This window comes from Domibacillus robiginosus (assembly GCF_000966195.1).
Taxonomy (GTDB): Bacteria; Bacillota; Bacilli; order Bacillales; family Domibacillaceae; genus Domibacillus; species Domibacillus robiginosus.
Genome location: NZ_LAHL01000024.1, coordinates 41386 through 54865, shown reverse-complemented (window position 1 = coordinate 54865; position 13480 = coordinate 41386). Strand labels below are relative to the sequence as shown.

The following is a 13480-nucleotide window of genomic DNA, read 5'->3' as shown; positions in this document are numbered from 1 at the left end:
AGCAGGACGCCGCCTGGCACGTTAAGACAACTTGAGAAATCAGGTTGTCTTTTTTGTATTTAAAGGCAAAATAATTGAAGGAATGCTTTCTTTCCTTTATAATTATCGTCAAATATAGTCAAGGTCAAGGTGGGGAAAACCATGAGAAACGTTTCTGATATTATTGAACAGTATTTGAAACAAGTACTCGAACGCAATGGAAGTGAAATTGTCGAAATTAAGCGAAGTGAGATTGCTGACAAATTTCAATGTGTCCCATCTCAAATCAATTATGTAATTAATACGCGTTTTACGATTGAGCGCGGGTATATAGTTGAAAGTAAAAGAGGTGGCGGCGGCTACATTCGCATTATTAAAGTGACTGTACATGAGCAAAGTGATCTTCTTGATCAATTAATGACCCTTACAGGTACAAGGCTTTCACAAGCGAGCGCAGAAAATTTTGTTTATCGTTTGCTTGAAGAAAAGGTAATTTCCACTCGCGAGGCGAAATTAATGATAGGTGTAATGGAACGTTCTGTAATTAACACCGAGTTGCCTGAACGAGATGAATTAAGGGCACGAATGATGAAGTCATTTTTAGCATCTCTTAAATATGTAGAAGGCAGGTGAGCAGAATGATATGTCAAGAGTGTCATGAGCGGCCGGCAGCCCTTCATTTCACTAAAACAGTAAATGGAGAAATGACGGAAGTTTATTTATGTGAGCATTGCGCTCATGAAAAGGGTGAACACTTATTTAGCAGCCACCCGGCTTTTTCATTAAATAATTTGCTGGGAGGGTTATTTAATCCTGAGCCTCACTTTTCTGCAAACCCTTCTTTTCGGGAAAAGGAACTACATTGCGAAAAATGCCATATGACATTTCAGCAATTTCTACAAAGCAGCAAGTTTGGCTGTTCTTACTGTTACAAGTCGTTTGATTCAAAATTATTATCTATTTTAAAACGGCTTCATGGTGGTAATACTGTTCACCAAGGGAAGATTCCAGCACGTATGGGAGGGGCTCTTCACTTGCAAAAAGAAGTACATCAACTGCGTGAAAAACTTCAAGACATGATAAGTAATGAGCAATTTGAAGAAGCAGCAGGTATTCGTGATCAGATTCGTGCCTTAGAGAAAAAAATGCTGGGTGAAGGAGGCGGTTTGTAATGTCTCTGGAACGATTCATCAACCAGCAAACCACTGCATGGATGAGTGGAACAGGGCCTGATTCTGATGTGGTCCTTAGTACACGTATAAGATTAGCACGTAATTTAGAGGATGTCTTGTTTCCATCAATATTGTCGGCGGAAAAAGCAAAAGAAGTTGTAGACCAGATAAATGAAGCGGCTTCTGAACCATTATCACTTGAACTGTTAAAAATGGAGGATATCTCGCCTCTGCAAAAAAGAGTACTGGTAGAAAAACATTTAATCAGCCCTTACTTAGCTGAAACATCTTTATACGGTGCAGTACTTATTTCTGAACAAGAGGACGTAAGTATTATGGTGAATGAAGAAGATCACCTCCGTATACAGTGTTTATCTTCAGGATTACAGCTGCATGAAACACTTGAAAGAGCCAATCAGATTGATGATGTCATTGAAAGCCGTGTGCAATATGCTTTTGATGAAAAGATGGGTTATTTAACTGCTTGCCCGACCAATGTAGGAACAGGACTTCGGGCGTCTGTTATGATTCACCTCCCTGGCCTGGTGTTAACCCGGCAAATGAGTCGTATTATTCCAGCTATTAGCCAGTTAGGACTTGTTGTTAGAGGAATTTACGGGGAAGGCAGCGAAGCTTTAGGTAACATCTTTCAAATTTCAAATCAGCTGACACTTGGAAAATCAGAGGAAGACATCATTAACGACTTAGACAGTGTTGTACATGAATTGATGTCTCGTGAGCAGTCAGCACGCGATGCTTTAATGCAAACGTCGCCTATTCAGCTTGAAGATCGGATCTTTCGTTCGTACGGCGTTTTATCAAACAGTCGTGTCATTGAAACAAATGAAGCATTTCAATGTTTGTCAGATGTTAGATTAGGGATCGATTTAGGGTATATCACTCATATACCAAAAAGCATCTTAAATGAGCTGATGATTTTAACGCAGCCAGGCTTTTTGCAGCAATACGCCGGAGGACCGCTTCGAGCGGAAGAACGGGATATTCGCCGAGCCGCATTGATTCGAGAACGGCTTGAACTAGAGGAAACGAATTAAGATAAGGGGGAAATGGATATGATGTTTGGACGTTTTACAGAAAGAGCACAAAAGGTATTAGCGTTAGCACAGGAAGAAGCGATTCGCCTGGGTCACAATAATATTGGAACAGAACACATTCTACTCGGACTTGTTCGTGAAGGCGAAGGAATTGCGGCTAAAGCGCTGTACGGTCTCGGTCTTAGCGCGGAGAAGATTCAAGAAGAAGTAGAAGAGCTAATTGGAAAAGGTGACGGTGCTTCTAAAACTGTTCATTATACACCACGAGCAAAAAAAGTGATTGAGCTCTCCATGGATGAGGCTCGTAAGCTTGGTCATTCTTATGTAGGGACAGAGCACATTTTACTTGGATTGATCCGTGAAGGAGAAGGAGTAGCGGCACGCGTACTTGGAAATCTTGGTGTCAGCTTAAACAAAGCGCGCCAGCAAGTATTACAGCTGCTTGGCAGTAGTGAATCAGGCGGTGGCCAGGGCGGCCAGGCGTCAAATGTTAGTACGCCAACGCTTGATGGCCTGGCGCGTGACTTGACGGTGATTGCTCGGGAAGGAAGCTTAGACCCAGTTATCGGCCGCAGTAAAGAAATTCAGCGTGTCATTGAGGTGCTCAGCCGACGTACGAAAAACAATCCGGTTTTAATTGGGGAACCAGGTGTAGGTAAGACAGCTATTGCTGAAGGTCTTGCTCAGCAAATCATTAATAATGAGGTGCCAGAAACCCTTCGCAACAAGCGTGTGATGACACTTGATATGGGAACGGTAGTGGCTGGAACAAAATACCGTGGTGAATTTGAAGACCGCCTGAAAAAAGTAATGGATGAAATTCGTCAGGCAGGTAATATTATTTTATTTATTGACGAACTGCATACATTGATCGGTGCAGGAGGCGCAGAAGGTGCCATTGATGCTTCCAACATCTTAAAACCGTCCCTTGCAAGGGGCGAACTACAATGTATTGGTGCTACCACGCTTGATGAGTATCGCAAATACATTGAAAAAGATGCAGCGCTAGAACGTCGATTCCAGCCGATTCAAGTTGACGAACCAACACTTGATGAGTCCATTCAAATTTTAAAAGGACTGCGTGACCGGTATGAAGCTCATCACCGTGTAGCCATTTTAGATGAGGCGATTGAAGCAGCTGTAAAAATGTCTGATCGCTATATTTCTGACCGGTTCCTGCCGGACAAAGCAATTGATTTAATCGATGAAGCTGGCTCAAAGGTTCGACTTCGCTCTTTTACAACACCGCCAAACTTAAAAGAGCTTGAAGTGAAGCTTGAAGCACTGAAGCATGAAAAAGATTCTGCCGTACAAAGCCAGGAGTTTGAAAAAGCAGCCTCTCTACGTGATTCTGAACAAAAGCTTCGTGAAGAGCTGGAGCAGACAAAAAACAGCTGGAAAGAAAAGCAGGGTACAGAAAACAGTGAAGTGACAATGGAAGACATTGCGATGGTTGTGTCAAGCTGGACTGGAATCCCGGTTTCTAAATTGGCACAGACTGAAACAGACCGCTTGCTAAATCTGGAAGAAATTTTGCATTCCCGCTTGATCGGCCAGGAAGAAGCAGTAACGTCTATTTCCAAAGCGGTTCGCCGGGCACGTGCAGGACTAAAAGATCCAAAACGCCCAATCGGCTCGTTTATTTTCCTCGGCCCAACAGGCGTCGGGAAAACAGAACTGGCTAAAGCATTGGCTGAATCTATGTTCGGTGATGAGGATGCGATGATTCGTATTGATATGTCCGAGTACATGGAGAAGCATTCAACCTCTCGTCTCGTTGGTTCGCCTCCAGGCTATGTAGGTTATGAAGAAGGCGGTCAGCTGACGGAGAAAATTCGCCGCAAGCCATACTCCGTTGTTCTATTGGATGAAATTGAAAAAGCGCACCCGGACGTATTCAATATCTTGCTTCAAGTTCTTGAAGATGGACGCTTAACGGATTCAAAAGGCCGTACGGTGGATTTCCGCAATACTGTCCTCATTATGACATCTAACGTTGGGGCACAGTCATTGCAAAAAAATAAATACGTCGGTTTCAATATTCAAGATGCGTCGCAGGACCATAAAGATATGAAAGGAAAAGTGATGGATGAGCTAAAACGTGCATTCCGTCCTGAATTCTTAAACCGTATCGATGAAATTATCGTCTTCCATGCTCTTGAAAAGAAACATTTGAAAGAAATTGTTACTCTTATGACGGATCAGCTGACAGCACGTTTAAAAGAGCAGGACATCAATGTCGAGCTGTCTGATAAAGCGAAAGAGAAAATTGCAGATGAAGGATATGATCCGGAATATGGGGCGCGTCCGCTTCGCCGGGCACTTCAAAAGCAAGTAGAGGATCGCTTGTCAGAAGAGCTGCTTAAAGGTAACGTGTTAACTGGACAGCACGTTGTGGTGGATGTAGATGAAAAAGGTGATTTTGTCGTCCGCACAGCGGCAGGTTCAGCTTCGTAACAAAAGAGTACAGCGGGTCTGCCATGGACCCGCTGTTTTTTATGAAAAAGGAGAAGGAAAATGGCTAAAGTAAAAACAAAGTTCGTTTGTGGAGCATGTGGGTACGAATCACCAAAATGGATGGGGAAATGCCCGGGCTGTGGTCAGTGGAATCAAATGGTTGAAGAAACAGAAATCACTGGAAAGCCAAAGAGAACGACCTTTGCCCATTCAGACACGGTCATGGCAAAACCATCCAGGCTGATTGATGTAGAAACCTCTCAGGAGCCGAGAGTAGAAACTGATTTAAAAGAATTAAATCGAGTGTTAGGCGGCGGCGTTGTTCCTGGTTCACTCGTTTTAATAGGCGGCGATCCGGGTATTGGAAAATCTACGCTTCTTTTACAGGTTTCTTCACAGCTTTCGTCAAAAGGAAGCAATGTACTTTATATATCGGGTGAGGAATCAGTAAAACAAACAAAAATGCGGGCTTCTCGAATGGGCATTAACGAAACAAGCTTATATATTTATGCTGAAACCAATTTGCAGCTTATTCATTCAGCAATTGAAAGCATGAAGCCGCAGTTTGTAATTATAGATTCGATTCAAACGGTTCACCATCCGGAAGTAACCTCAGCACCAGGAAGTGTATCCCAGGTGCGTGAGTGTACAGCTGAACTTATGCGTATTGCTAAAGTAAACAATATTGCTATTTTTATCGTGGGCCATGTAACAAAAGAAGGGGCTATTGCAGGTCCTCGTTTGCTGGAACACATGGTAGACACTGTGCTTTACTTTGAAGGAGAGCGGCACCATACGTATCGGATTTTAAGGGCTGTGAAAAATCGATTCGGCTCAACGAATGAAATGGGCATCTTTGAAATGAAGGAAGCGGGCCTTGAAGAAGTAGCAAATCCATCTGAGATTTTTTTAGAAGAGCGGACAAAAGGAACATCTGGTTCCACTGTCGTAGCTTCAATGGAGGGGACGCGGCCGGTATTGGTAGAAATACAGGCACTTGTGTCACCAACGGTCTTTGGAAATCCACGGCGGATGGCAACAGGCATTGATCATAATCGTGTGACGCTTATTATGGCTGTGCTGGAAAAGCGTGTCGGTCTGCTTTTGCAAAATCAAGATGCTTACTTGAAGGTAGCAGGCGGCGTAAAGCTTGATGAACCGGCGATTGACTTGGCGGTAGCAGTAAGCATTGCCTCCAGCTTTCGCGACGAGCCAACAGGTGCTTCTGACTGCTTGATCGGTGAAGTAGGGCTGACTGGTGAAGTGCGCCGGGTGTCACGAATTGAGCAGCGTGTAAACGAGGCGGCAAAGCTTGGATTTACTCGTATTATTGTTCCAGCTAACAATATTGGCGGCTGGACAGCGCCCGCAGGAGTCCAAATTATTGGGGTTTCTACCGTAAACGAAGCATTAAAAACGGTATTTGGTAAGTAAAACCAAAATGAAGCGTATTCGAGTCTCGTATTATTAGCGCGGGGCTCGAAACGCGTTTATAATAGAAAGAATAAGGAGGTGAAAACAAAACATGTTAAAGCGTCTTGTACAGGGTGGGTTCATTATTTTAGGCGGTACGCTTGGCGTATTTCTTATCCCGGACTTATTCCTTTACTTTCATCTTGCTCATCCATTTATTAATAACCCCTATGTAACAGCGCTTTTAGGAGCACTCCTTTTCTATTTGCTTACCTTTTGGGCAGTAGACTACATTGTGGAGTTTATTAAATGGATTGAAGATCGAATTGTCAATGCTCCGCTGAAAGATATAGTAACAGGCGGCCTTGGTTTGTTAGCCGGCCTTCTTGTGGCTATATTGGTCGGTATCCCGCTTGCTCAGCTGGAGCTGCCGATTGTCAATACGGTAGTACCCATTTTGCTGACGATTGGCCTCGGCTACCTTGGCTTTCAGTTTGGCTTTAAGCGCCGGGACGAACTGGCTTCTCTTTTTTCTTCAAACAAATCTTCAAAACGAAAAGAAGTCCAGGCAGAAGAAACCACACCTGCACTGCCGGCAAAGTCACTGAAAATATTGGATACAAGCGTCATTATTGATGGACGAATAGCCGATATTTGTGAAACAGGTTTTTTAGATGGAACTATTGTAATTCCACAATTTGTTCTTGAAGAATTACAGCATATTGCTGATTCTTCTGATACACTAAAGAGAACAAAAGGACGCCGTGGTCTTGATATTTTAAACCGCCTGCAAAAAGATGTCCCCATTGATGTTGAAATGACAGAAAAGGATTATGAGGATGTACAGGAGGTAGATTCAAAGCTTGTAAAGCTGGCGAAAGAAACAGGTGGGATCGTCGTCACGAATGATTTTAACTTAAATAAAGTATGTGAATTTCAAAAGGTGCAGGTACTCAATATCAACGATCTTGCCAATGCTGTAAAGCCAGTAGTGATTCCAGGGGAAGTCATGCATGTATTGGTAATTAAGGATGGAAAAGAACAGCGCCAGGGCGTTGCCTACCTTGATGATGGAACAATGATTGTCGTAGAGGACGGCCGCGATTTTATCGGCAAGCAAATTGACGTGATCGTTACAAGTGTCCTGCAGACATCTGCCGGACGGATGATTTTCGCAAAACCGAAGCATGCATAAGAAGAAAGGAAAGGTTTAAACGAATGGACTATTATGTCGTGATTCCGGCTGCCGGAAAAGGAAAGCGCATGAAAGCAGGTATGAACAAAGTGCTGCTTGAGCTCGAGGGTCTGCCACTTATTATTCATACGCTCACTGTATTTGAGGAGGATGCTTCATGCAGGGGCATTGTGTTGTCCGTTCATCCGGATGAGAGGAAGGAGTTTGAGCAGCTTTTAGCGATACACCGGATTACAAAGGTGTGCGCATTCGCAGATGGCGGCAAAGAACGACAGCACAGTGTTTACAGCGGTTTAAAAGCACTTCCGCCGGAATCAGACATTGTCCTCGTTCATGATGGCGCAAGGCCGTTTATAACAAGAGAAACGGTAGCTGCGCTTGTGGAGAGTGCTCAGGCAACCGGGGCTGCCATTGCAGCTGTTCCGGTAAAAGATACAATAAAAAAAGCGCAAAGCGGTATTGTGTCCGAAACGGTGGAACGGTCAAGTCTTTGGTCTGTACAAACGCCTCAGGCTTTTCAAAAAGCCGTTCTCCTTGCCGCGCAGAAAAGGGCGGAAGAAGAAGATTTCCTGGGAACGGATGAATCTTCACTGGTAGAACGGACGGGATACCCAGTTTGTATTGTCGAAAGTGATTATGACAATATTAAATTAACCACACCGGAAGATTTGTATTTTGCCCGGGCCATTATCGCAAAAAGAGATGAAAGCAAGGTGTAAACAACATGTTTCGAATCGGACAAGGGTTTGATGTACATCAACTTGTAGAAGGACGGCCGCTCATTATTGGCGGCATCACCATTCCACATGATAAAGGACTGCTCGGCCATTCAGACGCGGATGTGCTTTTGCACACGGTAGCGGATGCGTGTCTGGGAGCAATTGGTGAAGGAGATATTGGCCGTCATTTTCCAGATACGGATGCGGCATTTAAAGATGCAGATTCTGCCAGGCTGCTGGAGCACGTTTGGCAGCTTGTAGATAATAAAGGCTATGAATTGGGGAATATCGACTGTACGATTATTGCCCAAAAGCCAAAAATGGCGCCTTACATCGGCGCAATGCAGGAGCGCATTGCCGAACTGCTTCAAGCAAATACGGATCAGGTAAATGTGAAAGCCACCACGACCGAAAAACTCGGATTCCCGGGAAGAGGCGAAGGCATCGCATCGCAGGCAGCCGTTCTATTGGTAAAAAAACAAAGGTAAAACAGCATCGGAGGAAAAAGCAATGACAAACAATGTACGTGTTCGCTACGCGCCGAGCCCAACTGGCCATTTACATATCGGGAATGCGCGCACAGCGCTTTTTAACTATTTATATGCCCGCAATCTTGGTGGATCATTTATTATCCGGATTGAGGACACAGATCAAAAACGGAATATCGAAGGCGGCGAGCAAAGCCAGCTTAATTATTTAAAATGGCTTGGCGTCGATTGGGACGAGGGGCCGGATGTTGGTGGAGAATACGGACCTTATCGCCAATCAGAGCGTAACCATTTATACAAAGAATACTATAAGCGGCTTTTGGAAGAAGGAAAAGCATACAAATGCTACTGTACTGCCGAAGAGCTTGAAGCAGAGCGTACAGCACAGCAGGAACGCAATGAAATTGCCGGGTACTCCGGAAAATGCCGTCATCTGACGGATGAGGAGCGGGCTGCTTTGGAAGCAGAGGGCCGCCGTCCAAGTATTCGTTTTCTTGTTCCGTCTGGTGAAACGATCACATTCGATGATATGGTTAAAGGCGAGGTATCTTTTGATTCAGATGGCATTGGCGGGGACTTTGTCATTGTAAAGCAGGATGGAACACCGACTTATAACTTTGCTGTAGCGGTGGACGATTATTTAATGAAAATGACACATGTTCTTCGCGGAGATGACCATATCTCGAATACGCCGAAGCAGCTGCTTGTGTATAAAGCGCTTGGTTTTGAACCGCCGGTATTTGGTCATATGACCTTGATTGTTAACGAAAGCCGAAAGAAATTAAGTAAACGTGATGAATCCATCATTCAATTTATCGAGCAGTACAAAGAGCTTGGCTATTTGCCGGAAGCACTGTTGAACTTTATTACGCTTCTTGGCTGGTCGCCGAAAGAAGAAGAAGAAATTTATACAAAAGAGCAGTTTATCGAACAATTTGATGCGGAGCGTTTGTCCAAGTCACCGGCATTTTTCGATAAACAAAAGCTTCTATGGATGAACAACCAGTACATGAAAGACCAGCCAGTTGAGCGCGTCGTTAAACTTGCCCGCCCTCACCTTGTGAAAGCAGGCTTGATTGAAGAAACGCTTTCCGCTGACAAAGAAGAATGGGTCACAAACCTAATTGCGCTTTATCAGGAAAAAATGAGCTACGGAGCAGAAATTGTCGAATTGTCGAATCTGTTCTTTAAAGAAGAGGCTTCTTATGAAGAAGAAGCGAAAGAAGTTCTTTCAGAAGAGCAAGTTCCTGAAGTACTTCGTGCTTTCGCAGAAAAAGCAGGTGCACTGGAGCCATTCCAGGCAGATGGCGTAAAAAAAGCGATGAAGGAAGTACAGAAAGAAACGGGCCACAAAGGGAAAAAGCTGTTTATGCCAATTCGTGCAGCTGTAACTGGCCAGACGCACGGACCGGATCTTCCGAAAGCGATTGAGCTGCTTGGCCGCGAAAAAGTAATGGCACGTTTGCACGCTGTTCTTGATTAAACGGTGGACCTGTATATAATAGAATATATATAAAGTAAAGCGTTGAAGAGGAAAAGTAAGCGGCAGATGCCTTTCAGAGAGAACCGCCATGGCTGCGAGCGGTTCAGGCCTCTCTGTCCGCAGAAGTGCCCCTCGGAGCCTGCAGCTGAACAAAAAGTAAGCGGCAGCGGGAAATCCCCGTTATCGATCTGGAGTTGGGAGAATGGTGAAGAACCGTTTTTCAAACAGAGTGGAACCGCGTATACAAAACGTCTCTGTCGATCAGAGGCGTTTTTTGTATGTCTGAAAAAGGATTTGGAAGGAGTGGATGGGCAATGTTGCGTGTATTAAAGCAAGATATCGATACGATTTTTGAGCAGGACCCGGCAGCAAGAAGCTACTTGGAAGTGATTTTAACGTATTCGGGGCTGCATGCCATCTGGTCGCACCGACTGGCACACGGGTTTTATAAAAGGAAATTTTATTTTATTGCCCGGGTTATTTCTCAAATCAGCCGCTTCTTCACTGGGATTGAAATTCACCCGGGTGCCCGGATTGGCCGGGGGCTATTTATCGACCACGGCATGGGCGTGGTGATTGGGGAAACCTGTGAAATTGGTGATAATGTTACGCTCTATCAAGGGGTAACACTAGGGGGAACCGGTAAAGAAAAAGGCAAGCGCCATCCCACTGTTCTTGATGGAGCATTAATTGCCACGGGGGCGAAGGTGCTCGGATCGATTACCATTGGGGAATGCGCTCGGGTTGGCGCCGGCTCGGTTGTGTTAAAAGATGTACCGGCCAATTCAACTGTTGTTGGGATTCCGGGCCGGATTGTTATACAGAATGGCAAAAAAGTTCAGCCTTCTGTAAAGGATTTAAACCACAGCAATATGCCTGACCCGGTTGCCGACCGCTTAAAAAGCCTGGAAGCAGAAATTGCTTACTTGAAGGAAGAAATGAAGAGAGGGGACCACACGAATGTCCATTAAATTATATAATACGCTGACGCGCAAAAAAGAAGAATTTGTCCCGCTTGAAGAGGGGAAAGTAAAGATGTATGTATGCGGTCCGACCGTTTACAACTACATTCATATCGGGAACGCCCGTCCGGCTATTGTATTTGATACAGTACGCCGCCATCTGCAATACCGCGGATACGAAGTAAAGTACGTATCAAACTTTACCGATGTGGATGACAAGCTGATCCGGGCAGCGAACGAGCTCGGAGAAGAAGTACCGGTCATTGCCGAGCGTTTTATTGAAGCATACTTTGAAGATACTCACGCACTTGGGTGCCAGAAAGCCGACGTTCATCCACGTGTTACGGAAAACATTGAACTCATTGTTGATTTTATTGCCGAGCTTGTTAAAAAAGGCTTTGCTTATGAATCCGGGGGCGACGTATATTACCGGACTCGAAAATTTGATGGATACGGAAAGCTGTCTCACCAGTCCATTGATGAATTAAAAGTCGGTGCCCGCATTGGCGCAGGTGAGAAAAAAGACGACGCACTTGACTTTGTTTTATGGAAAGCAGCGAAAAAAGGAGAAATCTCCTGGAGCAGCCCATGGGGAGAAGGGCGCCCCGGCTGGCATATTGAATGCTCGGCAATGGCACGTAAATATCTGGGCGACTCGATCGATATTCATGCAGGCGGCCAGGATTTAACATTTCCGCACCATGAAAATGAAATTGCCCAGTCTGAAGCCCTGACAGGCAAGCCGTTTGCTCGCTACTGGCTGCATAACGGGTACATTAACATCGATAACGAAAAAATGTCCAAATCACTTGGCAACTTTGTTCTTGTGCATGACATCATTAAAGAAGTTGATCCACAGGTTCTCCGCTTCTTTATGCTGTCCGTGCATTACCGTAACCCGGTTAACTACAACAAAGAGCTACTTGATAGCTCCGCTGCTTCACTTGATCGATTGAAAACGGCATATCAAAATTTAAAACACCGGAAAGAATCCAGTACAAATTTAACCGAGCATAATGATCAGTGGATCGAAAAGGTCGATCAACATCATGCGCGCTTCCTTCGGGAAATGGATGATGACTTTAATACAGCCAATGCCATTTCAGTGCTGTTCGATTTATCAAAAGATGCCAATGTATATTTGCTCGAGGACCATACATCGACAGCAGTCATTGATGCCTTTTTGTCGAAATTTGAAGATATGTTTTTTGTGCTTGGCCTTCAGCTGCAGCAGGAAGAATTACTGGATGAGGAAATTGAAGCGTTGATTCAGGAAAGAAATGAAGCGCGTAAAAACCGGGACTTTGCCCGCGCCGACAGCATTCGCGATCAACTCAAAGATATGAATATTATTCTGGAAGACACTGCCCAGGGAATACGGTGGAGACGAGGATGATGAAAGGACTTGCAGAACCACTTAAGGATGCAAGGCAGTTGAACGGGCTGGCGCTTGCTTACATGGGGGACGCTGTGTACGAGGTGTATGTGCGCAAATTTTTGCTCGAGTCGGGACGGGTTAAACCGAATGACTTACACCGCGCTTCGACAAAATTCGTCTCTGCTAAAGCACAAGCTGCCCAGCTTCACCGTTTGTTTGAAGAGCAATTTTTAACCGAAGAAGAAGAAACGGTCGCCAAGCGCGGCCGTAATGCAAAATCAGGGCATGTTCCCAAAAATACAGATGTTCTGACCTATAATCACAGCACCGCTCTTGAAGCTGTCATTGGTTTTTTATTTTTAACTGGCCGGCTTGAACGAATGGAAGCGATCATTTATAACATCTTAGAGAACGGAGGGGCGAACGGATGACACAGGAACAGGAATGGATCGGAGGAAGAAATCCGGTTATGGAAGTACTGCGTGCCGGACGTGATATTAATAAACTTTGGGTACAAGAAGGCGCACAAAAAGGATCAATTCAGCAAATTATTGCCAAAGCAAAAGAGATGAGCATCCCGGTACAAATTGTGCCGAAACGGAAAATCGAACAAGTCGTGCCGGATAACCATCAAGGAGTCGCCGCATCTGTCGCAGCGTATCAATATGCAGAAATAGATGACTTATTTGCCAAAGCAGAAGAAAGTGGCGAGCCGCCGTTTTTTCTCCTGCTCGATGAACTAGAAGATCCACACAACCTGGGCTCGATTATGCGGACAGCCGATGCAGTTGGGGCCCATGGGATTATTATTCCAAAACGCAGATCCGTTGGTTTAACTGCAACGGCTGCTAAATCCTCTACAGGAGCAATTGAATACATTCCCGTTGCACGTGTAACGAACCTTGCCCGGACCATGGAAGAATTAAAAGAGCGGGGCATTTGGATTGCTGGAACAGACGCAACAGGAGCGGATGATTATCGCCGGTTTGACGGAACAATGCCTCTTTGCCTGGTAATTGGCAGTGAAGGCCGTGGTGTCAGCCGTCTTGTAAAAGAAAAATGCGATTTTCTTATTCAACTGCCAATGGTCGGCCATGTTACTTCTCTTAATGCGTCCGTCGCGGCTGCTCTGCTGATGTACGAAGTCTACCGAAAACGTCATCCACTGGGGAACTGAAG

General features: G+C 44.9%; 13 protein-coding genes and 1 other annotated feature. All 13 genes read left to right on the top strand.

Features of this window, described 5'->3' with window-relative positions:
* Window positions 1-141 precede the first annotated feature (141 nt).
* Complete coding sequence (locus VP97_RS13755; RefSeq protein ID WP_050182421.1) at window positions 142-612, top strand: CtsR family transcriptional regulator; 471 nt, start codon at window positions 142-144, stop codon at window positions 610-612.
* A gap of 5 nt (window positions 613-617) precedes the next feature.
* Window positions 618-1151 (top strand): protein-arginine kinase activator protein McsA, encoded by a 534-nt coding sequence (gene mcsA, locus VP97_RS13750; protein ID WP_050182420.1) that lies wholly within the window; start codon window positions 618-620, stop codon window positions 1149-1151.
* Window positions 1151-2206, top strand: a complete 1056-nt coding sequence (gene mcsB / locus VP97_RS13745; protein WP_050182419.1) for a protein-arginine kinase McsB — start codon at window positions 1151-1153, stop codon at window positions 2204-2206. The genes mcsA and mcsB overlap by 1 nt, the downstream gene beginning before the upstream one ends.
* Window positions 2207-2224: 18 nt before the next feature.
* Window positions 2225-4663: an ATP-dependent protease ATP-binding subunit ClpC gene (clpC, locus tag VP97_RS13740; protein ID WP_050182418.1), complete on the top strand. Its 2439-nt coding sequence runs from the start codon at window positions 2225-2227 to the stop codon at window positions 4661-4663.
* Window positions 4664-4723: 60 nt separating this feature from the next.
* Complete coding sequence (gene radA, locus VP97_RS13735; protein ID WP_050182417.1) at window positions 4724-6097, top strand: DNA repair protein RadA; 1374 nt, start codon at window positions 4724-4726, stop codon at window positions 6095-6097.
* A gap of 91 nt (window positions 6098-6188) precedes the next feature.
* Window positions 6189-7271 carry a PIN/TRAM domain-containing protein gene (locus tag VP97_RS13730; RefSeq protein ID WP_050182416.1) on the top strand — a complete coding sequence of 361 codons (1083 nt, stop codon included), beginning with the start codon at window positions 6189-6191 and terminating at the stop codon, window positions 7269-7271.
* Window positions 7272-7294: 23 nt separating this feature from the next.
* The gene (gene ispD, locus VP97_RS13725) at window positions 7295-7990 is read left to right on the top strand and encodes a 2-C-methyl-D-erythritol 4-phosphate cytidylyltransferase (RefSeq protein WP_050182415.1); all 696 of its coding nucleotides are present in this window, start codon (window positions 7295-7297) and stop codon (window positions 7988-7990) included.
* Between the two features lie 5 nt (window positions 7991-7995).
* Window positions 7996-8478: a 2-C-methyl-D-erythritol 2,4-cyclodiphosphate synthase gene (ispF, locus tag VP97_RS13720; RefSeq protein WP_050182414.1), complete on the top strand. Its 483-nt coding sequence runs from the start codon at window positions 7996-7998 to the stop codon at window positions 8476-8478.
* 22 nt (window positions 8479-8500) lie between these two features.
* Window positions 8501-9961: a glutamate--tRNA ligase gene (gltX, locus tag VP97_RS13715; RefSeq protein WP_050182413.1), complete on the top strand. Its 1461-nt coding sequence runs from the start codon at window positions 8501-8503 to the stop codon at window positions 9959-9961.
* Window positions 9962-9994: 33 nt separating this feature from the next.
* Window positions 9995-10220, top strand: a binding site (T-box leader).
* 55 nt (window positions 10221-10275) lie between these two features.
* Window positions 10276-10932, top strand: a complete 657-nt coding sequence (gene cysE, locus VP97_RS13710; RefSeq protein ID WP_050182412.1) for a serine O-acetyltransferase — start codon at window positions 10276-10278, stop codon at window positions 10930-10932.
* A complete protein-coding gene (gene cysS / locus VP97_RS13705; protein WP_050182411.1) occupies window positions 10922-12319 on the top strand; it encodes a cysteine--tRNA ligase in 1398 nt (465 codons plus the stop codon). Before cysE ends, cysS begins: the two co-directional genes overlap by 11 nt.
* On the top strand, window positions 12319-12732 hold the full coding sequence (locus tag VP97_RS13700) for a Mini-ribonuclease 3 (RefSeq protein WP_281175099.1): 414 nt from the start codon (window positions 12319-12321) through the stop codon (window positions 12730-12732). The genes cysS and VP97_RS13700 overlap by 1 nt, the downstream gene beginning before the upstream one ends.
* Window positions 12729-13478: a 23S rRNA (guanosine(2251)-2'-O)-methyltransferase RlmB gene (gene rlmB / locus VP97_RS13695; protein WP_050182409.1), complete on the top strand. Its 750-nt coding sequence runs from the start codon at window positions 12729-12731 to the stop codon at window positions 13476-13478. The genes VP97_RS13700 and rlmB overlap by 4 nt, the downstream gene beginning before the upstream one ends.
* Window positions 13479-13480 lie beyond the last annotated feature (2 nt).